The organism is Altererythrobacter sp. CAU 1778 (genome assembly GCF_054482795.1).
This window is the reverse complement of the sequence record NZ_JBTLRP010000001.1, coordinates 238744-264670: the sequence shown is the minus strand read 5'-3', so window position 1 is coordinate 264670 and position 25927 is coordinate 238744. Positions and strand designations below refer to the sequence as shown.

The 25927-nt window shown below is 63.5% G+C and carries 24 protein-coding genes; 12 read left to right on the top strand and 12 right to left on the bottom strand.

What is annotated here, in order from left to right:
* The first annotated feature begins 26 nt into the window (after positions 1 to 26).
* From pabB to ACXYN8_RS01150, 8 genes are all read left to right on the top strand, one after another.
* Positions 27 to 1868, top strand: a complete 1842-nt coding sequence (gene pabB / locus ACXYN8_RS01185; RefSeq protein ID WP_458887441.1) for an aminodeoxychorismate synthase component I — start codon at positions 27 to 29, stop codon at positions 1866 to 1868.
* Complete coding sequence (locus tag ACXYN8_RS01180) at positions 1865 to 2530, top strand: RluA family pseudouridine synthase (protein WP_458887440.1); 666 nt, start codon at positions 1865 to 1867, stop codon at positions 2528 to 2530. The genes pabB and ACXYN8_RS01180 overlap by 4 nt, the downstream gene beginning before the upstream one ends.
* Complete coding sequence (arfB, locus tag ACXYN8_RS01175) at positions 2523 to 2936, top strand: alternative ribosome rescue aminoacyl-tRNA hydrolase ArfB (protein ID WP_458887439.1); 414 nt, start codon at positions 2523 to 2525, stop codon at positions 2934 to 2936. The genes ACXYN8_RS01180 and arfB overlap by 8 nt, the downstream gene beginning before the upstream one ends.
* Positions 2937 to 3076: 140 nt before the next feature.
* Positions 3077 to 3244 (top strand): 50S ribosomal protein L33, encoded by a 168-nt coding sequence (rpmG, locus tag ACXYN8_RS01170; RefSeq protein ID WP_324261536.1) that lies wholly within the window; start codon positions 3077 to 3079, stop codon positions 3242 to 3244.
* Positions 3245 to 3326: 82 nt separating this feature from the next.
* A complete protein-coding gene (locus tag ACXYN8_RS01165) occupies positions 3327 to 3986 on the top strand; it encodes a LolA family protein (protein WP_458887438.1) in 660 nt (219 codons plus the stop codon).
* Positions 3987 to 4275: 289 nt separating this feature from the next.
* Positions 4276 to 5067, top strand: a complete 792-nt coding sequence (xth, locus tag ACXYN8_RS01160; RefSeq protein ID WP_458887437.1) for an exodeoxyribonuclease III — start codon at positions 4276 to 4278, stop codon at positions 5065 to 5067.
* Positions 5016 to 6125 (top strand): GTP cyclohydrolase II, encoded by a 1110-nt coding sequence (gene ribA / locus ACXYN8_RS01155; RefSeq protein ID WP_458888877.1) that lies wholly within the window; start codon positions 5016 to 5018, stop codon positions 6123 to 6125. Before xth ends, ribA begins: the two co-directional genes overlap by 52 nt.
* Complete coding sequence (locus tag ACXYN8_RS01150) at positions 6122 to 6622, top strand: GNAT family N-acetyltransferase (protein ID WP_458887436.1); 501 nt, start codon at positions 6122 to 6124, stop codon at positions 6620 to 6622. The genes ribA and ACXYN8_RS01150 overlap by 4 nt, the downstream gene beginning before the upstream one ends.
* On the opposite strand, the gene ACXYN8_RS01145 is transcribed toward ACXYN8_RS01150, so the two are convergent.
* From ACXYN8_RS01145 to ACXYN8_RS01100, 10 genes are all read right to left on the bottom strand, one after another.
* Positions 6623 to 7603, bottom strand: a complete 981-nt coding sequence (locus ACXYN8_RS01145) for a right-handed parallel beta-helix repeat-containing protein (RefSeq protein WP_458887435.1) — start codon at positions 7601 to 7603, stop codon at positions 6623 to 6625.
* Between the two features lie 45 nt (positions 7604 to 7648).
* Positions 7649 to 8914 carry a fumarylacetoacetase gene (gene fahA / locus ACXYN8_RS01140; protein ID WP_458887434.1) on the bottom strand — a complete coding sequence of 422 codons (1266 nt, stop codon included), beginning with the start codon at positions 8912 to 8914 and terminating at the stop codon, positions 7649 to 7651.
* Positions 8911 to 10251, bottom strand: a complete 1341-nt coding sequence (hmgA, locus tag ACXYN8_RS01135; RefSeq protein ID WP_458887433.1) for a homogentisate 1,2-dioxygenase — start codon at positions 10249 to 10251, stop codon at positions 8911 to 8913. Before hmgA ends, fahA begins: the two co-directional genes overlap by 4 nt.
* Before the next feature lie 68 nt (positions 10252 to 10319).
* On the bottom strand, positions 10320 to 10652 hold the full coding sequence (locus ACXYN8_RS01130; RefSeq protein ID WP_458887432.1) for a hypothetical protein: 333 nt from the start codon (positions 10650 to 10652) through the stop codon (positions 10320 to 10322).
* Entirely contained in the window at positions 10597 to 11181 is a 585-nt protein-coding gene (locus ACXYN8_RS01125) for a DUF1989 domain-containing protein (protein ID WP_458887431.1), read from the bottom strand. The genes ACXYN8_RS01130 and ACXYN8_RS01125 overlap by 56 nt, the downstream gene beginning before the upstream one ends.
* On the bottom strand, positions 11178 to 11882 hold the full coding sequence (gene gntA / locus ACXYN8_RS01120) for a guanitoxin biosynthesis heme-dependent pre-guanitoxin N-hydroxylase GntA (RefSeq protein WP_458887430.1): 705 nt from the start codon (positions 11880 to 11882) through the stop codon (positions 11178 to 11180). Before gntA ends, ACXYN8_RS01125 begins: the two co-directional genes overlap by 4 nt.
* An 84-nt stretch (positions 11883 to 11966) precedes the next feature.
* The gene (locus ACXYN8_RS01115) at positions 11967 to 13520 is read right to left on the bottom strand and encodes a putative bifunctional diguanylate cyclase/phosphodiesterase (protein ID WP_458887429.1); all 1554 of its coding nucleotides are present in this window, start codon (positions 13518 to 13520) and stop codon (positions 11967 to 11969) included.
* Between the two features lie 7 nt (positions 13521 to 13527).
* Positions 13528 to 14007 carry a response regulator transcription factor gene (locus tag ACXYN8_RS01110; protein ID WP_458887428.1) on the bottom strand — a complete coding sequence of 160 codons (480 nt, stop codon included), beginning with the start codon at positions 14005 to 14007 and terminating at the stop codon, positions 13528 to 13530.
* Positions 14004 to 15830 (bottom strand): ATP-binding response regulator, encoded by a 1827-nt coding sequence (locus ACXYN8_RS01105; protein ID WP_458887426.1) that lies wholly within the window; start codon positions 15828 to 15830, stop codon positions 14004 to 14006. Before ACXYN8_RS01105 ends, ACXYN8_RS01110 begins: the two co-directional genes overlap by 4 nt.
* Entirely contained in the window at positions 15827 to 17236 is a 1410-nt protein-coding gene (locus tag ACXYN8_RS01100; RefSeq protein WP_458887425.1) for a sensor histidine kinase, read from the bottom strand. Before ACXYN8_RS01100 ends, ACXYN8_RS01105 begins: the two co-directional genes overlap by 4 nt.
* A 133-nt stretch (positions 17237 to 17369) precedes the next feature.
* Here ACXYN8_RS01100 and ACXYN8_RS01095 point away from each other — a divergent pair, with 133 nt between their 5' ends.
* The 4 genes from ACXYN8_RS01095 to ACXYN8_RS01080 all read left to right on the top strand — a co-directional run bounded on the left by ACXYN8_RS01095 (position 17370) and on the right by ACXYN8_RS01080 (position 22022).
* Positions 17370 to 18800, top strand: a complete 1431-nt coding sequence (locus tag ACXYN8_RS01095; protein WP_458887424.1) for a sensor histidine kinase — start codon at positions 17370 to 17372, stop codon at positions 18798 to 18800.
* A 27-nt stretch (positions 18801 to 18827) separates the two neighbouring features.
* Positions 18828 to 19190: a response regulator gene (locus ACXYN8_RS01090; RefSeq protein ID WP_458887423.1), complete on the top strand. Its 363-nt coding sequence runs from the start codon at positions 18828 to 18830 to the stop codon at positions 19188 to 19190.
* Positions 19191 to 19261: 71 nt separating this feature from the next.
* A complete protein-coding gene (locus tag ACXYN8_RS01085; RefSeq protein ID WP_458887422.1) occupies positions 19262 to 20686 on the top strand; it encodes an aminotransferase class I/II-fold pyridoxal phosphate-dependent enzyme in 1425 nt (474 codons plus the stop codon).
* A gap of 106 nt (positions 20687 to 20792) precedes the next feature.
* Positions 20793 to 22022 carry an OmpW family outer membrane protein gene (locus tag ACXYN8_RS01080; RefSeq protein WP_458887421.1) on the top strand — a complete coding sequence of 410 codons (1230 nt, stop codon included), beginning with the start codon at positions 20793 to 20795 and terminating at the stop codon, positions 22020 to 22022.
* 1033 nt (positions 22023 to 23055) lie between these two features.
* Here the strand turns inward: ACXYN8_RS01080 and ACXYN8_RS01075 are convergent.
* Together ACXYN8_RS01075 and ACXYN8_RS01070 are read right to left on the bottom strand one after the other, a co-directional pair.
* Positions 23056 to 23196: a hypothetical protein gene (locus ACXYN8_RS01075; protein WP_458887420.1), complete on the bottom strand. Its 141-nt coding sequence runs from the start codon at positions 23194 to 23196 to the stop codon at positions 23056 to 23058.
* Positions 23197 to 23715: 519 nt separating this feature from the next.
* Positions 23716 to 25752, bottom strand: a complete 2037-nt coding sequence (locus tag ACXYN8_RS01070) for a type I secretion system permease/ATPase (RefSeq protein ID WP_458887419.1) — start codon at positions 25750 to 25752, stop codon at positions 23716 to 23718.
* Positions 25753 to 25927: the final 175 nt, after the last annotated feature.

Sequence of the window (25927 nt, the reverse complement as noted above, 5' to 3'; positions counted from 1 at the left end):
GCGCTCAAGCCACTATGTCGGGGCCGGTGAATACCGCTGCGCCTTTCGTATTGCTCGACGATGCCCGCAGCGAGGGTGCCGCCGACGCCCAGCTGTTCTCGAACCCGGACCGCATCTTTTCCGCGCATCGCCCGGCAGAGGTCGCCTCTGTCCTGCAAGCCGCAGACACGGCACAGCGCGAGACGGGCAGGCATCTGGCAGGCTTCATCGCCTACGAAGCGGGCCTCGCGCTCGAGCCGAAGCTGCATCCCCTCGCCGCAGCGCGCAGCGGCGGCAGCGGGCCGCTCGTCTGGCTGGGACTGTTCGATGCGCCGGAACGGATTTCCGCCGCGCAAGTGCCCGCCTGGCTCGCCGCCCACGCCAACAGCACTCCAGCGCCGAGCGTCGGACCGCTCGACCCGCAGCTTTCGATGGGCGGCTACATGAAGGCGTTCGCGCGGTTGCAGGAGGCGATCCGCGCGGGCGACATCTACCAGGCGAATCTTACCTTCCCGCTGGCAGGCAGTTATCGCGGCGACCCGCTTTCGCTCTATGCGGCGATCCGGCCGGCAGCCAACGCAGGCTACGGCGGTTTGGTGTTCGATGGGTCGCACTGGCTGCTGAGCTTCTCGCCGGAATTGTTTGTTGCGACCGACGGGACTTCCGTGAAGGCCAAGCCGATGAAGGGCACGCGCCCTCGCAGCATCGACCCGGCGCAGGACAGCGCGCTGGCGGACGAACTCTCCGCATCGGTGAAGGACCGGGCCGAGAACCTGATGATCGTCGATTTGATGCGCAACGATCTCTCGCGCGTGGCGCAGCCGGGCAGCGTGAAGGTCGACCGGCCCTTTACCGTCGAATCCTATCCCACCGTGCACCAGATGGTGTCGAGCATCCGCGCGAAGCTGAAACCCGGCACCGGTGCGCTCGACCTCGTGCGGGCGCTGTTCCCCTGCGGTTCGATCACGGGCGCGCCGAAGATTCGCGCGATGGAGCTGATCGCCGAGGTAGAGCGGGACGCGCGCGGACCCTATTGCGGCGCCATCGGCCGCATTGCCCCTCCGGGAGAGAACGAGGGTGGCGAAGCCGCGTTCAATGTGGCAATCCGCACCCTCCGGCTGACACCGGTCGAGAACGGCCACGGCCAAGCAGTGCTGGGTGTCGGATCTGCCATCGTGGCGGATTCGCTGCCGCTCGCCGAATGGCGCGAATGCGTGATTAAAGGGGGTTTCGTGAGGCAATCTTCGGCTGAGCTGCGGGCCGCCGGGTTCGACCTGATAGAGACCATGCGCTTCGAACCCGACAGCGGGATCGACCTGCTGGAGCTCCATCTCCAGCGCATCGGCACGAGCGCGGCGGAATTGGGCTTCGCCTTCGACCGGCACGAGGTCCGCAACCGCATCCAGGCCTTGTGCTTCGAACTGGAAGAAGCCGCCCGACTGCGGCTGGTGCTGGCGCGCAGCGGCGCGATTGCGCTCGAAGCCTCTCCTCTGCCGGAGAAGAAATCGGGCGCTATGCAATGCGCGCTCCTCGCCCTGCCGGTGGACGAGGGCGACTGGCGGCTGCGACACAAGTCGACCGACCGCGGCTTTTACGAAGACGCGCTCGCCATAGTCCGCCGCGCGGGCGGGGACGAGGCAATCCTGCTGCGCGACGACGGTTGCGTGACCGAAGGCAGCTTCACCAACATCTTCGTCCCGTCTGACGAGGACGATGTGCTGCTGACCCCGCCGCTGGAACAGGGACTTTTGCCCGGCGTCCTGCGCCGCTCCCTGATCGAAAGCGGCAAGGCGCGCGAAGCGGCGATCTCCCTCGGCGACCTCGCTCGTCCCTTCTACATCGGCAACGCGGTGCGCGGGCTGATGAAAGCCCGGCTGCTCGGCGCATGAGCGCGATTCCGGTCCTGTTCGAGGATGGCGAGGCGCTGGTCATCGACAAGCCTGCCGGCCTGCCGATCGAAACGCCGCGTCGGGGCGGCCCGTCGCTCGACGATCGGCTGGCGGAGCTGGCCTTCGGGTTCCAGCGCCTGCCCGTGCCGGTCCACCGGCTCGACACCGACACGTCAGGTTGCCTCTTGCTGGCCCGCAATCCCAAGGCGCTCAAGCGTTTCAATCGCGCCTTTGAAGAACGGCTGGTCGGCAAGCGCTATCTCGGCATCGTCGCGGGCGAAGTGGCAGAGGAAGAAGGGCGGATCGAACTGGCGCTCAGCAAGATTTCGAGCGCGGAGAAGGGCTGGCGGATGATCGCTGCCAAGGCCGGCAAACCCGCCGTTACCGACTGGCGGCGGCTGGCGGTGAAAGACGGACTGACGCTGGTCGAATTCCGCCCCGAAACCGGCCGCACCCACCAGATTCGCGTCCACGCGCAGCACGGGCTCGGCTTCGCGCTGTTGGGCGACCCGGTCTACGGCGGGCAGGTCGGGCCGGTGGCCGCCCCGCGCACCATGCTCCATGCCGCGGGCCTGACGGTCGAGCGCGAGGGGAAGCCACCTATCGTTGCAGAGGCACCTCTGCCGGACAGCTTTACCGCACTCGGCTTTTCCGATGGCTGACGTCATCGACCGGGCGCACGCGCTGGCCGAGGAAAGCTTCATCGCATCCTCCGGACCGGGCGGGCAGAACGTCAACAAGGTCGCCACCGCTGTCCAGCTTCGCGTCGACATCTACGCCCTGCGCCTCCCGCCAGCCGTGTTCCACAGGCTGAAGGGTATCGCCGGCAGCAGGCTGACCAACGCCGGCGAGATCGTGCTGACCGCGCGCACCCACCGAACGCAGGAAGCGAACCGGGCCGAAGCCCGCGAACGGCTGACCGAGATGCTGAAGGAGGCGCTGACCCCGCCGCGCGTGCGCAAGAAGTCGCGGCTCAACCGCGTGGGCAAGACCAAGCGGCTGAAGGCCAAGAAGGAACGCGGCGAGGTCAAGGCCGGGCGCGGCAAGGTTTCCCGCTCCGACTGGTAGGCCCCCGGAGCGCTTCGCCCGCTTGCGTGCTTGACTTTCACGCGTGAATCACCCAATGGCGCGCCTGGAACGGCGGCGCGTTGCGTCGCCTGTTGTTTTTATGGCCCGCTGTGGCCGCCCAGATATTCAGGAATAACGCCATGGCGAAACCCGCAACCGTCAAGATCCGGCTGGTCTCCACCGCCGACACCGGCTTCTTCTACGTGACGAAGAAGAACCCGCGCAACATCACCGAGAAGATGAGCTTCCGCAAGTACGACCCGGTCGCGCGCAAGCACGTCGAATTCAAGGAAGCCAAGATCAAGTAAGATCGGCTTCCCGTTCCGACTGAACGGCTGGAACCAATCGAATTCACTGGCAGTTCAAGGCGGAACCGATAGGACACCGCCCATGAACAAACTCACTTCATATCTCACCCGCTCCGCCGCGCTGCTCGGCGTGGCGAGTGCTGCCATCGCCCTTCCCGCAACGCTCGGCACGCCTGCCGCACAGGCAGCTACCGCAGCTGGCGACATCGACAAGGCGGTCGCCGCGCTTCGCGGCATCACCACGATGAAGGCCGACTTCGTCCAGACGGACCGCAGCGGCCAGTCCGTCACCGGCACGATGACGCTGAAACAGCCGGGTAAGATCCGCTTCCAGTATGCGGACAGCGTACCGTTGCTGATCGTTTCGGACGGGCAGGCGCTGACCATGATTGATTACGAGGTCAACCAGGTCCAGCGCTGGCCGATCAAGAACTCGCCGCTCGGCGCGCTGCTCAATCCCAACAGCGATGTGAAGAAGTTCGGCAAACTGCAGCCGACCAGCAACCCCAATGTCGTCAGCGTGCAGGTGCGCGATCCCAAGAAGCCGGAATACGGCATGATCACGCTGATCTTCGTCCGCAATGCCGGTGCGCCCGGCGGCCTCGAGCTTGCCAGCTGGGTCGCGCTCGATTCGCAGAACAAGCGCACCAACGTGCGCCTGTCCAATCACCGCTACGGCGTTTCGGTTGCTGACAGCGCGTTCAAGTATCGCGACCCCCGTCGCACCGCTGGTCGTCGCTAGACAACCGTCTGGCGCAGGCCGGTATTTCCTAGCGATGGAACGAGGGCGACCGTTCATTTTTGGGAAAGAACGACGGGCGTAAACCTGAAATTAGCCAAGGACGGAAAGAGGCGGGTTTCCCCCCTGTTGCCCCGTCTCACGATACCCGGCTTGGCCAGCGTGACGAACGCTCAAGAGAACCCTCGACCCAATTGCCCCCGGGTCGAGGGTTTTCTTGTAGCTGCGGCCTTTTCCGCAATTGGGCAGCACTCGCTTGCCCGCCCCGCCGCCGCTCCTTAAGGCAGCGCCCATGGTCTCTGTCGCTACCTGGAACATCAATTCGGTCCGCCTGCGGATGCCGATCGTCGAGCGTTTTCTGAAAGAGGAAGCGCCCGACGTTCTCTGCCTGCAGGAGATCAAGTGCCAGGAGCACCAGTTCCCCTACGAGGCGTTCAAGGCGCTCGGCTACGAACACATCGCCGTGCATGGGCAGAAGGGCTACCACGGCGTCGCCACGGTCAGCCGCCTCCCGCTCCGCGAGTTCTCCCGCCACGACTGGCAGGACAATGGAGAAGCCCGGCACGTCGGCGTCGAATTGCCCGACCATGAGGGCATGATTATCGAGAACGTGTACGTGCCCGCTGGCGGGGACGAGCCCGACCGCGAGATCAACCTGAAGTTCGGCCAGAAGCTCGACTTTCTCGAACGGATGACCCGCTGGGCCGACGCGATCGACCGGCCCACGCTGATCGTGGGGGATTTCAACATCGCCCCGCTCGAAAGCGACGTGTGGAACCACAAGCAACTGCTGAAGGTCGTCAGCCATACGCCGGTCGAGGTGGAGAGCCTGCAACGCTTCATGGACGCGCATGGCTGGGCCGATATCGGGCGACAGCACATTCCCGATCCGGCGCGCTACTACAGCTGGTGGAGCTACCGCGCGAAGGACTGGAAGGCGAACGATCGCGGGCGGCGGCTCGACCATATGTGGGCCAGCCCGGAACTCGGCGCGCAGACCACCGGCCACCGGGTGATCGAACACGCACGCAGCTGGGACAAGCCGAGCGACCATGTGCCGCTGATCACGGATTTCGCACTCTGAACGAGGCTTCGCCCTCGCGGCGCGCGGCGCAGGCGGTCGATGCACTGCGCCACGGATGGCCCCTTGCCATAGAAGGCGCGCCGCTGCTGCAGCCGGTGGAAACCGCGTTCGGCGACATGGCCGCCGACACGATGCTGCTTTCCGCCAGCCGTGCCGCCACGCTGAAGCTGGCGAACCAGCGCGCTGCCGCCGTGCCGCGCCAGCCTGTGCTGATGCGCGCGGCAGAGCCGTTCGACCTGCAAGCGGCGCTCGCCGTGGCGGACCCCGCGCTCGACCTCACTGCCCCGATGAAAGGGCCGTTCAAGGCACTGGAGTGCCCTTGGGAGGAGCAGGCGCGCGCCGCGCTCGAACTGGCGCGCATGGCCGGGGTGCTCCCGGCGTTTCTCGTCGATCCGAAAGGCGCGGGCGAGCCGGTTGAGCTATCCGCCGGCGACGTTGCCGCCTTTGCCGATGCCGGAAGGCTGCAAATCGCCACCCGCGCCAAGCTGCCCGTCGCTGCGGCGGAAGGCGCGCGCATCGTGGCCTTTCGCAGTCCCGACGACACGCGCGAACACGTCGCACTGGTGATCGGGGAACAGCGCAGCGATGCCCCTCCGCTGGTGCGGCTCCATTCCGAATGCCTTACCGGCGACATTCTCGGCAGCCTGAAGTGCGACTGCGGACCGCAGCTCGATGCAGCGCTCCATGCCATGGCGGAGGAAGCCGGGAGGGGCGGCTGGGGCGTGCTGCTGTACATGCGGCAGGAAGGGCGCGGCATCGGCCTCGTCAACAAACTGCGCGCCTACCGGCTGCAGGACCAGGGCTTCGACACGGTGGACGCCAACACACGGCTGGGCCTGCCCGACGAAGCCCGCGATTTCCCCACGGCGGCGCGGATGCTCGAACTGCTCGGCGTGCCTGCGATCCGGCTGATGACCAACAACCCGGCCAAAGTCGCGGCACTCGAAGCGCACGGCGTGACCGTGGCCGAGCGCGTGCCGCATTCCCTGCCCGACAACCCGCACAATGCCCGCTATCTCGCGACCAAGCGCGACCGGGCCGGCCACCTGCTGCCGTGAGCGCGGTGCTTGTCCGCCCTGAGGCGCGCGGGGACGCATCCGCCGTCCGGGCGGTCCACGAGGCGGCTTTTGCCGGAGCGCCCCACGCCAGCGGGACGGAAGCGGAGATCGTCGACCATCTGCGCGCCCATGGCGATCTCGCGCTGTCGCTTGTCGCGGAAAGCGAAAGCGGCGTGGTCGGCCATGTCGCGTTCTCGCCGATCGACATCGCGCAAGGCCCGCCGGACTGGTTCGGCCTGGGCCCGGTGGGCGTGCTGCCGAAATGGCAGCGGCAGGGCATCGGCTCCGCTCTGATCGGACGCGGGATTGCAGATTTGAGAGAGCGCGGCGCGGGCGGCATCGTCCTGCTTGGCGATCCGGAATACTACGCCCGCTTCGGCTTCGCGCACGATCCGCAGCTGCAATATCCCGGTGCTCCGCCAGCCTATTTCCAGCGGCTGGTGCTCAACGGTTCCCCGCCCGCAGGCGTGGTCGCTTACGCCCGCGGATTTCGCTGATCAGCGACGGTCGCTGACCTTGATGCCGGACCCCAGTTCGTTCGGGCCGATCGCCACGCGGTCGTCGGTCCAATTGGCTATGAAGGTGCTGTTTCGCGAGACACCGGGTGCGAAGCGGGCGTCGTTGCCTGCGATCAGCAGACCTGTCGAATCGGTCTGCCGCCCTTCCGGCGCGATGGTGATGAAGGCGGAGTAATTCTCCTTCTCGCGCCCCTGCACGAACCAGTTGTTGCTGATCTGCCCCTGTGACCCGCCGGGCAGATCGATCATGTAGTTTGTCGCGCGACCCTTGCTGTCGTCGAAGCTGCTGGAAGCGATTTCGACCCGCTTTGCGCGAGCCTTCACATAATGTCCGCCGCGCCCCTGTTCGAACCGGCTGCGAGTGACGCGCAGCAGGCCGTATTCACCGACGTAGATCGAATGCGCGCAGCCGCCGGCTCCCTCGCAGGTGCCGAGGCGCGAGAAGGTCGACTTGTCGATGACGATGCGCGACTGTGGCGCGTTGTGGGTCAGAATGCCCTGCTGGCTATCCTGGAACCAGCTCTGCGCGACGGTCAGGTCTCCCTGTTCCAGCCGGATGCCGGAACCGTTGAAATCGGGCACTGCCATGTTGCGGAAGGTCATGCCGGAAACGCTCGCGCTGCGGCCGCGCAGCACAAGGGCCGCCTTGCCTTCGCACGTCACGCCGTCGAAAATCACCTTGCCCGGCTCGCTCGCCAGATAGCTGATTTCACCGCCCTGCTGAACCGCGCACTGACGGTAGGTGCCGGGCGCGATGGCGATGCTGGCGCTGCCATTGCCAACGGCGTTCACCGCGTCCTGCAACCGTGCGAAGCTACGCCCGCTTTCGACCACGGTAAACGGCCCCTGCGAGCCCTGCGCCAGCAGCGCGCCGGCGGGAATGGCCGCGATGGCCGCTGCGGCGATGAGCCACAGGGCCGGAGCAGGTGCGCGGGGCGCGGGATAGACAGAACTCGCCATCCCGCCAGAGTTAACCGGGATGGGTTAACGGCGCGCTAAGCGTGCTCAGCCCGCGATGAGGGCACGGCATTCGCCAAAGCCGATGCGGGCGAAGCCATCCTTTTCGGCGTAGGCAGACATTACCAGTTCGTCGCCGTCCTGCAGGAAGGTCCGCGTTTCGCCGCCCGGCAATTCGATAGCCCTCTTCCCGCCGCCGGTTATCTCGATCAGACTGCCGAGGCTGTCCTCGCTCGCGCCGGAAAGCGTGCCGGTTCCGTAGAGATCGCCCGCGTTGAGGTCGCAGCCGTTGGATGCGTGATGGGTGATCAGCTGCGCGGCGGTCCAGTACATCGCTTCTCCCATGGTGCCCTTGCTGAGGCGATGGGGCGCTTGCCCGGCCTCGCGCATGGCGCGGGTGGAAAGATGCACTTCCATCGTCACGTCGAAGCCGCCTTTTGCGCCGTCCCGCGGATCGTCGAGGTGGGGCAGAGGTGCCGGGTCGCCGGCGGGACGCTCCATCAGCGCGGTGCGGAACGGGGCGAGCGCGTCCGCCGTCACCACGAAGGGCGATACGGTGCTCGCGAAACTCTTGGCGAGGAAGGGGCCGAGCGGTTGATATTCCCATGCCTGGATGTCGCGGGCCGACCAGTCGTTGAGGATGCAAAGTCCCGCGATACGCTTGCCCGCCTCAGCGATTGGCACTGGCTGGCTGAGCGGATTATGACCTGCAACCCAGATGCCCATTTCCATCTCGTAATCAAGGCGCTGGCACGGGCCGAAGCTCGGCTCCTCCGCATCCGGGGCCTTTGTCTGGCCGCTGGGCCGCGCGACCGGCGTGCCGGAAACACGGATGGAGCTGGCCCTGCCGTGATAGCCGATGGGCACGTATTTGTAGTTCGGCAGCAGCGGGTTGTCGGGCCGGAACAGCGATCCGATGTTGGTGGCGTGTTCGATGCCGGTGTAGAAATCGGTGTAGTCGCCGACCACGAAAGGTACGTGGAAGGTACACTCGCCCATCGGCACGAGCGCCGGCGACAAGACATCGCGCTGCATTTCGTCGGTCAGTTTGCGGAACAGGTCCCGGCGCAATTCGCCAGCCTTTGCGGTGCCCCCGGCGAACAGGCGATTGAGCACGTCCGCGCCCGATGCGCCCTCCAGATGGTCGGTGAGGTCGAGCACGAAGTCCCCGATTGCCGCGCCCGCCACCGGCCCGCCGCCGCTGTGCGAGAACACGCACAGGGGCAGGTTCTGCACCGGGAAGTCATGGTGGCCGTCGGCCCCCTCTACCCAGCAGCGTGCATCGATGTCGTGAGTAAAATCGGTATCGGTCATTCGGTAATCTGTCCTTTCGGGAAGCCCTGCCAGCAGTCGTCGTAGTCCGATTGCAGCAGTCGCTCTGCCAGCGCCGAGGCAGCAGGGCGCAGGACCCACCGGCTCTCGAACATGAAGGCGAGCGTGTCGTCGAGTTTCTGGGGCTGGAGGTCTGCCTCCATCGCGCGGCGCGTCGAGGCCACGTCGGGCCCGTGCGCGCCCATCTGGTTGTGGAGGGATGAACCCCCGGGCGCAAAGCCGCCGCCCTCTTTCGCGTCGTATTCCCCGCGTACCAGCCCCATGAATTCGCTCATGATATTGCGGTGGAACCACGGCGGGCGGAAAGTGTCCTCGCCCACCAGCCAGCGAGGCGGGAAGATCACGAAGTCGCAATTGGCGGTGCCCGCAATCTCGCTCGCGCTGGTCAGCACGGTGAAGATCGAGGGGTCGGGATGGTCGAAACTGATCGAGCCGATCGTGTTGAAACGCGCAAGATCGTAGCGATAAGGCGCGGAATTGCCGTGCCATGCCACCACGTCGAACGGGCTGCGATCGAGCGTGGTGCAGAAGAACCGCCCCTGGAATTTCTGGATGACGAGGTGCGGTTCCTCGCGATCCTCGAACCACGCGACCGGTGCTTCGAAGTCCCGTTCGTTGGCGAGCGAGTTTGCGCCGATCGGCCCGCGTTCAGGCAAGGCGAACGGCGCCCCGTAATTTTCACAGACATATCCGCGCGACGGGCCGGCCACCGCCACGGCGAACTTCATTCCGCGCGGAATGACCGCGATGTGGCCGGGCGGCACTTCGAGACGGCCGAGCTCGGTCGTGATCGACAGCGCGCCTTGCTGCGGCACGATCAGCATCTCGCCATCCGAGTTCTGCATGACGCGCCGCTGCCGGTCGGGATAAAGCGTATCGGAGTTCCGCTCCTTCGCGCCTTGCTCGGCCCAGTCCATCGCGGTGTTGCACGCGTACAGATGCACGGCGATGCCGCTCATCGTCGCGACATCGCCATTGGCGGCCCAGGTCGTCATCCCGTCGATGAAATCGGTCGGTTCGCTCGGGAACGGAACGGGGTCCCAGCGGAGGCGATTGGGTTCAGGAAATTGCGGGATCGGTCCTGAAAGCCATTCGCGCACATCGCGGTAGGGCGAATAGGGCCGATGATCCGCACTCGGCCGCAAGCGGTAGAGCCAGCTGCGGCGGTTCTCGCCCTTCGGTGCCGTGAAGGCCGAGGTCGAGAATTGTTCAGCGTAAAGGCCGTGCGCGGGCCGCTGCGGCGAATTGCGCCCTTCTGGCAGCGCGCCTGCCACCGCCTCGCTGGCGAAATGGTTTCCGAAACCGGTTTGGTATCTCATGAAACTAGTTTTAGCATGGCCTTCCCGCCTAAGGAACGGGCAAGTTCACCATTCGGTCCCACGAGGACTTAGGCCGCGTCGGCGGCTGGCTTGCCGTCTTCCGGTTTCGGATGGATGAGGTAGCGATAGACGCCCCACAGATTGATCGCGAGCAGGCACAGGTTCTGCCAGCCGATCCCGCTCGCATCCTCGCTCAAGAATCCCCACCCGACCAGCGCCAGCGAAGCGGTGACGAACAGGACGAACGCCCATCCCGTCACGCGGCAGCTGACGTCGGAGGCGACCACGGCGGCTGCTATGACCGCGGCAATCGCGCCGTACCATTGGAGCAGGTCGAGCACTGCGTCAGCCCGCCTCCACGCGATAGTCGATCGGCTTGAAGCTGCCGCCGTTGGAGGCATAGGCGCTGCAGGCCGTCAGTCCGATCACCAGGTCCATCTCCGCCCGCAGGCGAATGAAATCCCCGGCCACACTGGTCGGCGGATCGACGGACAGCGACCCGTCCGCCTTCAGCGGCACATTCATGAAGACGTTGAACGCGGTCGGTATGGCATCGGACGCCACGCCATAGGGCAGCAACGCTTCCGCCAGATTGCCGAAGCAACCGCGATGGAGGGGTTTGTCCGGATAGAAGTGCCGGAACGTGTCGTAGGAACACGGCGTCAGCAGGAAGTCGTGCGTCCCCACCGTGTCCTCCACGATGGTCAGCATGACGCTGGAACGGTTCGACCACAGCCTGGCGCCCGTGGTGAGCTTGACCGTTTCCTCGTAATCGAAGGTCCGCCCGTTGGAGATGATTTCCCGCGGGTCGGAACGTGATACGGCGATCAGATCGCTTACCTGTCCGCCATCGGGATCGATCACGGTGAGTATCTCGCCCTTCGACAGTTCGATGGCGACACCGGTGCGAGGCTCTATGCGTTCGGTCATGAGCCCCTCGGATCGCTGAAGGGGCACGTCCAGTCGTCGCCGACCTGCCGGCCGCTGTACTGGCGCGCCTCGCTGCTCTCGCCGTGGCGCGACAGCATCGGGTTGATCGAGCCATCGAGCCGCTCGTCCCGCGTCAGGATTGTCTTGCGCATCTTCTCGTAACGCTGCTGTTCGCGAAGCTGTTCGAACTGTTCGTGCAGGTTGAACACGAGCGTCGGATAGCGGGTGCGGCGTGCGGTGCGTGAAGCGTTGGGATGCAGGCCCACCACGAAGTAGGCCTGGCTACCGAAGCTGAGGGAGAAATGCGGGTCCGCCGGATCGCTGCTGACATTGGCGCTGTATTCCTGCCCGCGCCAGCCATCCTTTGCGGCAAGCGATTGCAACCTCTCCCACATCGCCGCCTCGAACTGTTCTTCATTGAGGTCGAGCGGTCCTTCGAACACCACGGCGAGGCTGCGAAGACCGCTGGGATCCTTTTCGTACGCGCGGCCCCAGTCGAGCAGGCGGTCGTGTATCTTGATGTCGTTCCACGCGCTGGTCAGCGACCATGCGGTTTCGATCTGGAGATTACCCGTCGCCAGCGCGGACTTCGCGCCGACGCAGGGGAATGCCGCTTCCTCGATATGGGCGGTCAGGGCAGCGGCCAGCCGGGGATCGCGCGCGGACAATGGCCCGTCTCGCAGGGATGTTTCCTCTTCCATGCCGCGTAAGCGCACCAGCGAGTGCTTCGTTTCAACAACAAACAAATCTTAGGCGGGATTTAGCGGGGCCGTATCCGTCGGCTCTCAGCTCGCCTTGCGAAGATTGCCCGGTTCCGGCTTCACATCGTCCTGCGCGCGCTGTTCCTGCATCCGCCGGGCAATCTCGTCCCTCACCATCGGCAGGCCGAGGTAAAAGCCCTGCATGTAGTCGCAGCCCTGCAATTGCAGCATCCGCGCCTGCCATTCGGATTCAACGCCCTCGACCACGGTCTGCATCCCCAGCGTGTGGCCGAAATCGATGATCGAGCGGATGATCCGCGCGGCTTTCTCGCTGCGGCCCAGCTCGTGGATGAAGGAACGGTCCAGCTTCATGCCGTCGAGTTCGAAGTTCTGCAGGTAGCTGAGCGAGGAATAGCCGGTCCCGAAATCGTCGAGCCACACCTTGATGCCCACGGCGCGCAGGTGATCGACCGCTTCGCGCGTGGTGGTGATGTCCGCGATCAGCACGCCTTCGGTTATCTCGAGAATCAGCAGGTCGGGCGAAGCGCCCTTGCTGATCAGCTTGTCGATGACCCTGTCGGCAAAATCCTGGTGGCGGAAGTAGATCGGCGAGACATTGACCGCGACGGGCATCTGCAGCGCCTTCGCCGTGTCGAGCGCCTCGTCGAGCGTCCAGTCGGTCAGCCGCACGATCTGGCCGCTGTCTTCCGCGACCTCGACCATCAGCGCGGGCGAAATGCCGTTGAGCGCGCCGCCGTGCGAACGCAGCAGCGCTTCCACCTTCTCGATCTTGCCGGTGCGCGAATTGATGATCGGCTGGTAGTTGAGCAGGAAACGTCGTTCGAATTCCGACTGGCCAAGTTCCGCGCGGATGGTGTTCTCGCGCATCTGGCGATTGGACAGCAGATCGTCGAAGATATGGTAGCCGCCATTGGCGACGCCCTTCACCTCGTACATGGCGAGGTCGGCACGGCGCAGCAGTTCGTCACCGCCCTGCACCGCCGGATCGCCGATCGCGATGCCGACCGAGGCGCTGACCTGCACGGATTTTCCGGCGAGGTCGTAGGGTTCGCCGATGCCCGCCACCAGGCGGTCGCCAACGCGCCGCGCGTCGAGTTCGTCCTTGTATGGCAGCAGCGCGGCGAATTCGTCACCGCCAAGGCGCGCGAAGCCGAGCGAATCTTCCTCAAGGATCTCCGCCGCGCGCAGAGCGACTTCCTGCAGCAGCAGATCGCCGATGTCATGGCCGAGCGTATCGTTGACTTCCTTGAACCGGTTGAGGTCGAAGAAGATCAGCATGACCATCGTGTTGGCCGAATGGGTTTCGGCCAGGTCCGACAGCGTGCGGTTGAATGCGGAACGGTTGAGCTGCCCGGTCAGCGGGTCGCGGCCCAGCTTGACGACCGATTCCGCGAGGTTGCGCTGCAACTGGCGCTTGTCCTCTTCCAGTCCGCGGATGAAACCCGTCAGGCCGATGCCGCCCGCAGTCAGCGCCAGTGCGCCGCAGACGGCAAAAACGCGCGCGAGCAGCACCTGGTCGAATACCAGTGCCAGCGAACTGCCCGCCAGACCTGCGCCGCCGAGGAGCAGCAGACCCGAACAGTATTCGGTTAATAGGGCTTCCAATCGTTGGAACATGGGGCGCTCAGACGCTTCTCGCTTCCATCAGGCGGCGCAGCTGTTCGGCCGCGCGCTTCTTGGTCAGGTGCGATTCGCTTTCCAGGGTGGTGACCCGCTCCGACTGAGCGAGATGGGTCGACATGCGCGCGCGCAGGATTGGCAGGCTGATCGGCTTCACGACATAGTCGTTCGCCCCGGCCTCGATCGCCTGCACGACGTCGTGTTCCTCACCCATCGCGGTGCACATGATGATCGGGAGCTGCGAAGCGGAGTAGTCCTTGCGTATCTGGATAAGCGTTTCCAGCCCGCTGAGGCCGGGCATCATCCAGTCGAGCAGGATGATGTCGGGCCGTGCGTCGCTGACGATCGCGATCGCGCTGGCGCCGCAGTCGGCGGACTGGACCGCGTAACCGGCGGACCGCAGGGTCCGCTCCAGCAGCACGCGATTGTCCTCGATATCGTCGACGATGAGGACGTTCTTCTGGGACTTGCGCACGTCGCTCACGCCACTGCCTCCCACAGACCTTCTGCAATTTCGCGCGGAGCGGCGCTGCCCTTGAGGTAGTAGCGCGCACCGGCCTCGATCAGGCGGCTGTGTTGCGGGGCGGAAAGGTCCGCGCCCGAAACCACGATCAGCGGGATGGAAGCGAGCGCCTCGTCCTTGGAAAGCAGTTCGATGAACTCGAATCCGTTCAGCTTGGGCATGTTGAGGTCGAGCAGGATGGCCTTGGGCGCGTGAGCGCGCACGGCAGCCAGTCCTTCTTCCCCATTAGAGGCACGGCGCGGCGTGAAGCCAAGGCGGCGGATCGTGCGGTCGAGGATTTCCACCGCGTCCTCGTCATCGTCGATGATCAGGACATCGCCGCTGCGTTCCTCGTCATAGATCGCGATGAGCGAGCGCAGCTGCGATTCGGAGACTGGTTTGCGGACCACATCGGTCGCCCCCGATTCGAGGCCGCGGGCACGGTCGTCATCGACGGTCACGATCAGGATCGGCGTGCATTGCATACCGGGAAGCTGCCGCAGTTCGGGCAGGATCTCGTAACCCGAACGACCCGGCATGAGAGCGTCGAGCAGGATGATGTCCGGCTTGATCCGCCGCGCGATTTCAAGGCCGTCCGCGCCGTTGTCAGCCGACACGACGCGGTAACCTGCCCGCTGGACCCAGCGCGAAAGCAGATCGATGGCCGCAGCGTCGTCGTCTATCACCAGCACGGTGCGGCGACCATCGTCGCTGCGCTGCGGGATGCGGTTGCTGTCGAGGGGATGTGTCACGGGCGAGGCCACTTCATAGCGTTTGTCGATTGGAAAGGTCATTTTGTACTGCACCGTGTCGGGCGAAAGCCGGACACAATCGATGGAACCCTCGACGGACTTCAGCAGCGCGTCGGGAACTTGCGGGATGGATTCCGGCGAAATCTGGTCGCCGCCCGCGGCAATCGGGGCAGCGGTGAAGGCGACACACAGCTTGCCGCGCTCGTCCTGCGGCTCGATCACGTCGATATGCGTCGTTCCGCCGGGTGCCCGGGTGGAGCAATGCTCCACGATACCGGCAAGCAGGCGGGTCACCTTCTCGCGATTCCCGAACACGGTGCGCTGCGTGTCGCGCAGTCGGGGCGCGATCGTGACGGAGCTTCCGTCGCCCACGTCCTTGCGCGCGACCAGATCGATCATGCGGTGCAGGTCGAACGGCAGCGCATCGTGCATCGCGGGCCGGGCGCGCGTATCGCCCTGCGAGAGAAGGTCGTCGATCAGGCTGAGCAGCGTCTGACCGGCATCGCGAATACGGCGCAGGTCGCGGCGGCGAGTCTGCGGGTCTGCATCGAGGTCTTCCAGCAGGATCGACGAATAGCCGAGCACGGCATTGAGCGGCGTACGCAGTTCATGGCTGAGCTTGGCAAAGAACTTCGCCTGCTCGGCTTCCTGCGAATTGAGCAGCGTCTGGGTGTATTTGCGCTCCACACTGGCATTGCGGAAAGCGCGGGTCGCAGCCTTGAGCTGCGCGTCGGCCTCGTCGATCCAGCGGCTCGAATCCCCGGCGCTCGTGGCGCGGTAGTCCATGGCGACAACCAGTTCCTGCAAGCTGATCCTGAGGCGCGAGAATTCGCCCGCGCGCTGGCGTGCGGCGGTCCAGGCCCAGACGGCGATCACGGACAGCATGATCGCCACGCCGAGCGCGAAGGCCGGAACGTCCGCGCCGCTGACGCGGCCAGACATCGCCAGCGGAACGAGGATGGCGGCGGCCCCGCCCCCGAGCGCTCCGGACGCGAGCAGCATCCGGCGCGCGAAGGATCGCAGGACCATCTTCTTGAGGAAGGCGTCGTTCATGCTGCCTGTGCCTCGGTTTGCTGATCGAGAGGGGCCAGCGGCTGCGCCTCGCGCAGCGCCGGGATCCGGATGGTAAAGCTGGTCCCGACGCCGAATTCGCTGCGCACGGTCACCGTGCCGCCCATCATCTCGACAAAGCGCTTCGTCAGGGCAAGGCCAAGTCCGCTGCCGCCGAACTTGGTCGCAGTATCGTCTTCGGCCTGGCTGAAGTTCTTGAACAGGCGCTCCACCCCGTCGGGCCGCATTCCGATGCCGCTGTCGGTCACTTCGAGCGAAAGCCACTCGCCGTCTTCCTCGCGCGCGATCAGCGCGGTCAGCATGATCATGCCCTTGGTTGTGAACTTGGCGGAATTGGACAGGAGGTTGAGCAGCGACTGGCGGACCTTGAGCGCATCGAGCTGCACCACGCCGAGATCTTCGGGAATGTTCAGCACCAGCCGGTTGTCGCGCTTCTTCGCCAGCGGCGTGGTCGTCGCGATCACGTCGGACAGCAGATCCTTCACGTCGACGGGTTCTGCCTTCAGGTCGATGCGATTGCTCTCGATGGAAGACAGATCGATGACGTTGTTCACCAGCGCCAGCAGGTGACGGCCGGCGGCATGGATGCGGCCAAGGTCCTGTGCCTTGCGTTCTGCATCCGCTCGTTCTTCCCAGTTCTCCTTGAGCATCTCGGTGTAACCGATCACCGCGTTCAGCGGCGTGCGCAGCTCGTGGCTCATCTTGGCGAGGAAGATCGACTTGCGCTTGCTGGCCTGCTCCGCCTCGGTCATTGCGGTGCGGAGTTCTTCCACCCGGTGACGCTGATCGATCGTTTCCTGCTCCAGTCGCAGCGAGACGCGCATCACTTCCTCGTAGAAGAGGCACATCATCGTCATGTAGGTCAGCGCCGCGAGGATGGAGAAGGTGTTCGGCAGGACGAGCGCTTCCTGTTCGACCAGTTCAGGGAAATCACCCAGCGCGATTCGCGCGACCGTGAAGGCGAACAGCTGCAGGGCGATGCCTACCAGCGCCTGCGTGATCGAATTCGCGAGGTAGAAGAAACACAGCACCATCGCGATCAGGAACCACGGCAGCAACGGCGAGCTGATGCCGCCGAAATAGAATGACCCGAACAGCGACAGCCCGACCAGCATCTGTACGCTGGCCATCGCCGCGGCTTTCATGCTGCCCGTGTAGCGAAGGATGAAAGGCACGGCGAAGAAGCTGGCAACGCCGAGTTCCGTGACCCAGAACTGCCAGATGTCGTCATGCAGGTTCAGCAGCAGAAAGGCCGTCACCGTGTGGCCCATCAGCGGGCCGACCAGGTGCAGCAGCACGAAGTTGCGAACCATGGCCACGTCGCTGTCCGACGCGCGGATCGACTGGGGAATGAACCAGTCGAGAATTTTCACAACATAGGCGGCCATACGTACCCCTTCCACTCGTCGGGGTCGTAGCTAGGCGCAAAGCCTTAAAAATACCTCAAAAGCCCGTTTACCAATATTCAAAATCTCGCCCCTATCCAGTGCCTCAACGGGGTTAACGAAGGGGCACGGGTACATGAGCGTTCTTGAAACGGGCTCGCGCTGGACGCTGAGCGCCCTTCTCGACCATTTCATTCCGAAGACGATGCTGGCCGATACGGAGCAGCATCGCCGCGCGCGCATGTTCATGCTGAGCCATGCCTTCGGGCCGATCCTGGGCAGTTCGCTGCCGGGCTATCTCTACGTCATGGGCATCGTCACCGATTACCGCGTACTGGTGTTCTTCCTCTCGATCATGGCCTTCTGGCTGTATCCGTTCGCGCTCAAGGCGACCGAGCGGTATCGCCTGCTGGCCTTCCTGTCGGTGCAGAACCTGTCCTTCTGCGTCGTCTGGGCGTGCTATTCCTTCGGTGGTCTGCTTTCGCCATTCCTGCCGTGGACGCTGATCATTCCGCTGCTCTCGTTCCTGTACCTTCCTTCTGTCGGGTGGGTCCGTAACGTGCTGCTGGCGCAGTTGCTGATGAATGTCTCGATCCTGCTTTACCTGTGCCTCGGCCCGGTGACCCTGCCCGCGATCGACGTCGACGAACTGCAGGTGATCGGCCTCATCTCCATGGCCTCGGTCGCCATCTATTTCGCAATGATGGCGCTGTATTTTGCGAAGATGTTCAACGAGCAGCGCGAGTTCGGACGCGAGCTGAACCAGCTGGTGACCTCCTCCGACAACCTGCGCAACATGACGACGCTCGCCGAACAGGCCGGCGCCGCGAAGGCCGACTTCATCGCCAGCATGAGCCACGAGCTGCGCACGCCGTTGAACGCCATCATCGGCTACAGCCAGTTGCTGCTCGAAGAGGCAGAGGACGAAGGCGACCTGGAGGGTTCGGAAGACCTGACCCACATTCACAAGTCGGGCACGCACCTGCTCTACCTGATCGATCACATCCTCGATTATTCGCGGATCGAAGCGGGGCGGATGCCGGTCAACCGGACGGCAGCGTCGTTGCGCTCCGCCTTCCCCGCGTGGCAGGCCGAGATCCACAAGCGCGCCAAGACGGTCAAGCTCCAGCTTGCCGAAGGCGTGGCGCGTGACCAAGTGATCCTGGCCGACTGGGGCGCGCTGAAGGCGATCGTGTGCAACACTGCGCTGGGCGTTGCCGCGACCGATCCGGAAGCCTCCATCACCATCTACCTCGAAGCCTGCCAGGACGAACGCCTGCTGTTGGGCATCGAGCAACGCGACAGCGACGGGCAGCTGATGCCGATCGAGCTTCGCAACGAGATTTTCGAGACGGCGATGGATGTCTCGCCGACGCAATACGGCGGCATGGGCATCGAGCCTGCTCTGGCGCTCAAGTACATCAGCCTGCTGCAGGGCCGCATTCTGGACCCGCGCGAGCGCCAACCAGCCGACGCCCTGTGGATTTCCTTCGCTGCGCCCCCCGCCAGCGAAGATGCGGCCGACGACGGCATGGCTTCGGCCAGCCGTATGCCGCGCGCCGCCTGACCCCTCATTCATACCCGGAGAACCGACGTGCCGAGTGTCCTCATAGTTGAAGACAATGAAATGAACCGCGACATGTTGAGCCGCCGGCTGCAACGCAAGGGCTGGACCGTGCACCTCGCCGTCGACGGGCCGGACGGCATCTCCGCTGCCACCACGCATTTGCCCGATGTCATCCTAATGGACGTCGCGCTGGGCGAAATGGACGGGTGGGAAGCCACCCGCCAGATCAAGGCCGATCCCGCAACCTCGAACATTCCCATCATCGCGCTGACCGCACACGCCCTCGAAAGCGATCGCAAGCGCTCGGTCGAGGCGGGGTGTTCGGAGTTCGAAACCAAGCCCGTCGATATCGTCCGGCTGCTCGAGAAGATGGTTCGGCTAACAAATTAACCAATTTCCTTTTCCAGAATTTCAGTCGCGTCCGTGCAGTGACGCCAGAATTATCAAAGGTGGATTTTGAGATGTCTGATTCGGAACGTTTCGACGCGCTGTCTGGCAGCATGAAGGATTTCCGGCACCTCGCCGGGTCGAACCTGCTGGGCCGGGTAGGCGCATTCTACGACTGGCAGGAAGAACGCCGGAAGCTCGGCGTGTGGCCGCTCGGTCGCTCGACCGAGAACGGGGCTTTCAGCCGCTGCACCGCGCGCACCGACAATGGCGAGCTGTTCGCCGGCGTCAACTTCGCCAGCCAGGACTATCTCAGCCTCAATTCGCACCCCGAAGTGCTCGAAACCGCGATCGCGACCATGCGCGAACATGGCGTGCACTCGGCCGGTTCGCCCGCGCTCGTCGGCAACACCTCCCTGTCGCTCGCGCTGGAGCGCAAGATCGGCGACTTCCTGGGTTATGACAACGTCGCGCTGTTCCCGACCGGTTGGGCCGCGGGCTTCGGCGTGATCAAGGGCTTGGTCCGCGCCAACGACCACATCGTGATGGACGCGCTCAGCCATGCCTGTTTGCAGGAAGGCGCCAATGCCGCCACCCGCAACATCCACCTGTTCCGCCACAACAATCTGGAACACGCCCGCGAGAAGCTGGCGAAGATCCGCGCGAACGACACGCAGAACGGTATCCTCGTGGTGACCGAAAGCCTGTTCTCGATGGATTCCGACACGCCCGACATCGCGGCGATGCAGGAACTGGCGCATGAATTCGACGCCGTGCTGGTGGTCGATGTGGCGCACGATCTCGGCAACCTCGGCCCGACGGGTCGCGGCTTGATCGAAGCGCAGGGCATGATCGGCAAGGTCGACGTGGTCATGGGCAGTTTCTCCAAGACCTTCGCTTCGAACGGCGGCTTCGTCGCCGCGCGGGGCCGGGCGCTGAAGGAATACATGCGCTATTACAGCTCGCCCAACACCTTCTCCAACGCCATGTCGCCGGCCAATGCCGCCATCGTCGGCAAGGCGTTCGACATCGTCGATTCCGCCGAAGGTGCGAAGCTGCGCGAGAAGCTGATGCGCAACATCCTCATGCTGCGCGGAATGCTCGGCGGGTGCGGGATGGAAACCTATGGCGATCCGTCTGCCATCGTGTGCGTCAAGATGGGCAGCGAGGCGCTTGCCCGCCTGACCAGCCGCCAGCTGCCCGCCGCAGGGATGCTCGCCAATCTGGTCGAGTTCCCCGCCGTGCCGAAGGGCCAGGCTCGCTTCCGCCTGCAGGTGATGGCGAACCACACGCAACACGACATCGTCGACGCCGTGCACCGCCTGTCGGCTTCCAGCGACATCGCCGAGAGCGAGCTGACCGCGCTGACCGAAGGTCGCACCACGATCGAGAAACTGTCTCAGGTGCTGCCGAAGTTCAACGTCCCGGCCGACTACGAAGAAAAGAAGGCGGAAGCCGTCGCGGAAAAGCCCGGCAAGTCACGCCGCGCGGCTGCGTAGGGTTTACTCCGAATTAACCAGAAGCTGGTAAGCATTTCCCATACGGAGGAAATCTGAGATGAGGAATACTATCAAACTCGTGTGCTCTGCCGCCATCTGTGCGGCAATGGCCACTCCGGCCATGGCGCAGGAAGCGGGCGAAGTGAATGTCGCCGCGTCCGTCGCCCGCACGAAGCTGATCGACAAGGGTGAAGTCTTCACCAACGGCGTCCAGGATCCCGAAGCGGCCTACGAGACCCGTGAAGCCTATCACTCGGTCGTCACCGTGGAGTATTTCCCGGTCGACAAGATCTCGCTCGTCGGCTCGATCTCGACGCCGCTCACGACCAACAATATTCCGGCCGGCTCGCTCGCCGGACTGCCGAACCTGGGCGATGACGAGTTTGTCATGGCGACGGCGGGCGCCGCATTCTACCCGGTCAAGGGCGCGATCCGCCCCTATGTCGGCGGCGGCATCGCCTTCCAGATCACCACGCAGGAACGCGACGGCCTGGCCGTCGATCTCGACATTCCCAATGCCCATGGTCCCTACGTCAACGCCGGGATCAAGGCTTCGGTGAACCGCAATCTCGACGTCTTCTTCGATGCGCGCAAGGCGTGGTATTCCACCGCGGCGACCGGTCTGCTCCCGCTTGACGAGACCTACACATCGTTCGCAGACGTTCTCGCCAATGCGGAACTCGATCCGTTCACCTTGCAGCTCGGCCTGAACACGCGCTTCGGCCACAGCGGCGAAGACACTGCCGCCCCGGCGCCGCGCCAGGCGGGCGACATCGTGCTGAAGGGTGGCATTACCAATCTGCGCCTGCGCGACGAAGTCGACCTCAGCGTCGGCGGCGCGCCGTTCGCCAATGCCGGTCTCTCGACGTTCGAACACCAGACGGTGTCGGTGCAGGCCGGCTATTTCCTCACCGATGCGCTGGCTCTCAATGCGACGCTCGGCTTCCCGCCGAAGATCAGCGTCTATGGCGCAGGCTCCATCGGCGCGCTGCCGATGCTGGGCAAGGTCCGCTACGGCCCGACCGTATTCACGCTTCAGTATCACTTCCCGACCAGCGGCCGCGTGCGGCCCTATGTCGGGGCGGGCGCTGCCTACATGATCGTCTTCGGCACGAACGACGGCGCCTTCGAAAACCTCGAGATCGAGAACGATCTGAGCCCGGCACTGGAAGCCGGCGTGGACTTCGCGGTCAGCGCGAAGACCGGGATGTTCGTGGAAGTGAAGAAAGCCTTCCTCCGCCCCACCGCCACCGGCAACTTCCTTGGCGCCGACGTGATCGGCGACACGAAGCTCGACCCGCTGGCCGTGACTGCCGGGGTGTCATTTTCTTTCTGAGAGTGAAGTGGTGCCCCATAGACGATAAAGATGGGCACTCAAATCTTTGGAGAATATTCGTCACTCTGCCTCGCTGACGTCCGCTTTGCGCGCTAATCTCGGCCATTCCAGAATCTCGCGCCATGACCCGTAAGCTGCCGTTCGCTCGAGATTGAGCAGTTGGCAGCTATGCGCCCCAATATTAGACGTTCGAGGCCGCTACCGAACAACCCGAAAGCAGAATGTCCGTTTTCAGCATGCAATCGCTGAGGCGCTATCGTCTGAAATTAGGGTGGAAAGCGGACATCCGGTTGAATGACGCGATGCGAAGCTTAACGGTTACGAGAGCGGCGCACTCCTTCGGCAAAAAAGGGTGGGTAAGGGCAAGCCGCACGCCATCGCGCAAGGCTCGGATAAATTGCTAGCACCTGTTCCGACCAATCTGGGGCATTACCTTCTAGAAGGATTGAGCTGCCGACCCGCCGAGTCACCTCTCCTTTAGGGCGATAGGCAAGGATCGCGAGATCGCGACCGTCGAAACGCGTACCTTCCGGCCAGATAACTAGGTTATCGTAACGGGTCGCCCCCGCCCCACGCACGAGAACAAGGCACTCGCCGCGGCGTTCGAGAAAGCCCTCGGCATTTGCTGTCACCGCCCCATCCGCATGATAGAGAGGTAAGTCGACCAACGCGGGAACAGATGCGGGCGAGGGAAGCGTGCCACAGTTGGCGAGAATCAGAAGAAGTAGGAAAGTAGGAGTTCGACGCATGACCGAGAAACGCTTTAGACGCTAATCGGGTTCACCAGAGTCCGATGTTTCACTCTAGAACCAGCCAAGTCATAATTCTGGATCAGAAGGAAAACGAACATCGGTAACGCCCACAGGTGATGTGAGGTCTGAAATGGGGTCGCCTCCAGAATGGCTGCTGGTGGCGAGAAACCCTCGCTAGCACAATGTCCGGTTTCGGCTCAAACCGTGGCAAAGCTGCCAGTCCGGTACTCGGAGGCTCGCCCCTGTCGACGAACGTCAGATTATAGGGTGGTTTTCGGACTCTAGGCAGCACCTACAAATTTGCCGAGAGCGTAAGCCCATTCTCCTCCAAAACGAAGGCACGAATAAATGCCGATGAGCATAAAACCGCCGTAAAGCATACCCTTCGAGCGATCCGCTTTCGATTTACGCTTCATCTCCATGCTGCTCTCCTCGTGCTTCCTAATTCACTGCATATCATCGCTCCAGAACGTCAACAACGGGGTCGTCAGCAGCTAGGCTGCTTTTGCAGCGTTTCCCCGATTAGCAGTCGGTCGACTTTCAGTAAGGTAGAATTGAGCTGGAAGAGCCGCAATTAGGGTGGAAAGCTGACATCGGCCCTGTGTCAGTCCACCTTATCGTATCGAACTGACTTGCTACGGTCGAGGGAGGACAAGTCGACCGTGAGGCCGTGTTGATTGGTGCAGATTGCATGTAACTAGGCTGTGGAACCACAACCAAATCGCATCTTCCGTTGAGGTCCACCCGTGGCGTCGAGGCTGTCGCGAGTATGTTATCGCCCTTTATTCTTATCAGATCGTATGAAGTCTGCCCCTCGGGAGTGAGTAGCGGATTGCCTCTAATGACGATGTCGGGGCAGGATGCAGCACGATACGTGCCCTCAACCTCTTCAACGCTGATGGTTGGCGGGCTCTGCGAACATGAAGCTACGCCTAAAGCCATCAAGATAATGCACGCCCAACCGTGCGCCCTTCGGCGATGGCCAAAAGGTTGTTCTGGATGATTTCCTCGCTCTCAGCGTCGAGCGCGCTGGTCGCTTCATCGAGGATCAGGATACGGGGGTCGGTGATCAGCGCGCGCGCGATCGCAAGCCGCTGGCGTTGCCCTCCCGAGAGGTTCGCCCCGCGTTCTTCGATCACCGTGTCATAACCATGAGGCAAGGTAAGGATGAACTCATGCGCGCCGGCAAGTTCGGCGGCAGCTATTACCTTCTCCATCGCGATGGTCGGATTGGCGAGCGCGATATTTTCGCGCACCGTACGATTGAAGAGGATGTTCTCTTGCAGCACGACGCCGACCTGCCGCCTGAGCCAGGCAGGGTCGACAAGCGCGAGATCGGTTCCGTCGACCAGCACCCGGCCCTGTTCGGGCACATAGAGCCTTTGCACCAATTTGGTCAGCGTCGACTTGCCTGAACCCGATGGTCCAACGATGCCCAGCATCTCGCCCGGTGCCACATCGAGATTGATACCGCGCAGTGCTTCGGGCGCATCGGGGCGATAGCGAAAGCGCACCTTGTCGAACTCGACCCGCCCCTTGATCGGCGGTAGGCTTGCGCGGTTGGGGTTGTGCTCAGGCTCGGCAGGTGCATTCAAGATATCGCCCAAACGGTCGACCGAGATGCGCACCTGCTGGAAGTCCTGCCACAGCTGCGAGAGCCTCAGGATCGGCTGTGCGACGCGGCCAGCCAGCATGTTGAAGGCGACGAGGCTACCCACGGTCAGTTCGCCCGCGATCACCGCTTTAGCGCCGAAGAACAAAATCGCCACCGTGGTCAGCTTGCTCACAAGCTGGATTAAATGGCTGCCCCAGTTGGAGAGCACGGTCACATCAAATCCGGTGTTGATGTAGCCTGCGAACTGCTTCTCCCAGCGGTCGCGCATGCGTGGCTCGACCGCCATCGATTTAAGCGTGCCGATACCGGTGACTGTTTCAACAAGAAACGCCTGATTTTCCGCACCGCGCTTGAATTTCTCGTCGAGCCGGGCGCGCAGCGGCGGAGTAATGAAGACCGAGATTCCAACATAGATCGGGATGGTGAGCGCGACGATCAGCGTCAGCAACGGTGAGTAGAGATACATCACCGCGAAGAAGACGATGGTGAAGAACAGATCGATCACCACCGTGACTGCGTTGCTCGTGAGGAAGTTGCGAATATTCTCCAGCTCACGGACACGCGCCACACTGTCGCCCACGCGTCGCGCCTCGAAATAGCTGAGCGGCAACGCCACCAGATGCCTGAACAACGCAGCCGATAGTTCTGCATCAACCCTGTTCGAGGTATGTGCGAACAGCCAGTTACGCAGGGCCGAGAGCAACGTCTCGAACACCAGTACGGTCGCAAGGCCGATTGCCAGCACTTCGAGCGTGGTCATCGACTGGTGCACCAGCACCTTGTCGATCACCAGCTGAAAGAAGATCGGCGAAGCGAGCCCCACGAGCTGCAGAAAAAAGCTGCCAACCAGCACGTCGCGCAATGGCTTGCGGTATTTTACCAGTGCCGGAATGAACCAGCTGATGTCGAAGGCGCGCTTTTGGCCGGCTATGTGCTCGCGGCTTGTCATCAGCAGCAGAGCGGCTTCGCCGCCTGCCAGCGCAAACTCTGCCTCGACCCGTTCTTCGGACCAGATCTCGGGACGCTGACTGTCAGGTTTCAGCACCATGTGCCGCACCCCATTGTCGCCGCTCTCGTCGACTTTCAGCAAGATAGCGGTACCGCCATCACGCAATTGCACCAGCGCCGGTAGAGGTAGCTTGGGGAACTCGCCTGGAGCTGCGCGCTTGCGCCCGGCAATCAGCCCGAGCTTCTTGGCAACGCGGATCAAATCATTGAAATCGTACGGTCGATCACCCTGCCCACGATCGTGATGGATCTGTGCAGGTTCAGCAGGCACCCCCAGAAACTGCGCGAGCAGCACAAAGCTCGCAAGTGCCGCGTCGGCGGGGACCGCCGATGGTTTATCGTCCGAATCTGCCATGAATCTCTTCGACCCCAGAGCCATGCACTATAGCTTAGCGCCGATGGCGCAAGGTTCTTCTAACGCAAACCTGCTTTAGCGACGATTTCCGATCCTCCTCTAGGATGATCGGTCCAAAGGCGGCTCCCAAGCTTGCGCATACGCACGTAAATCGCCGGTCTAGCAGCCGCTTAGA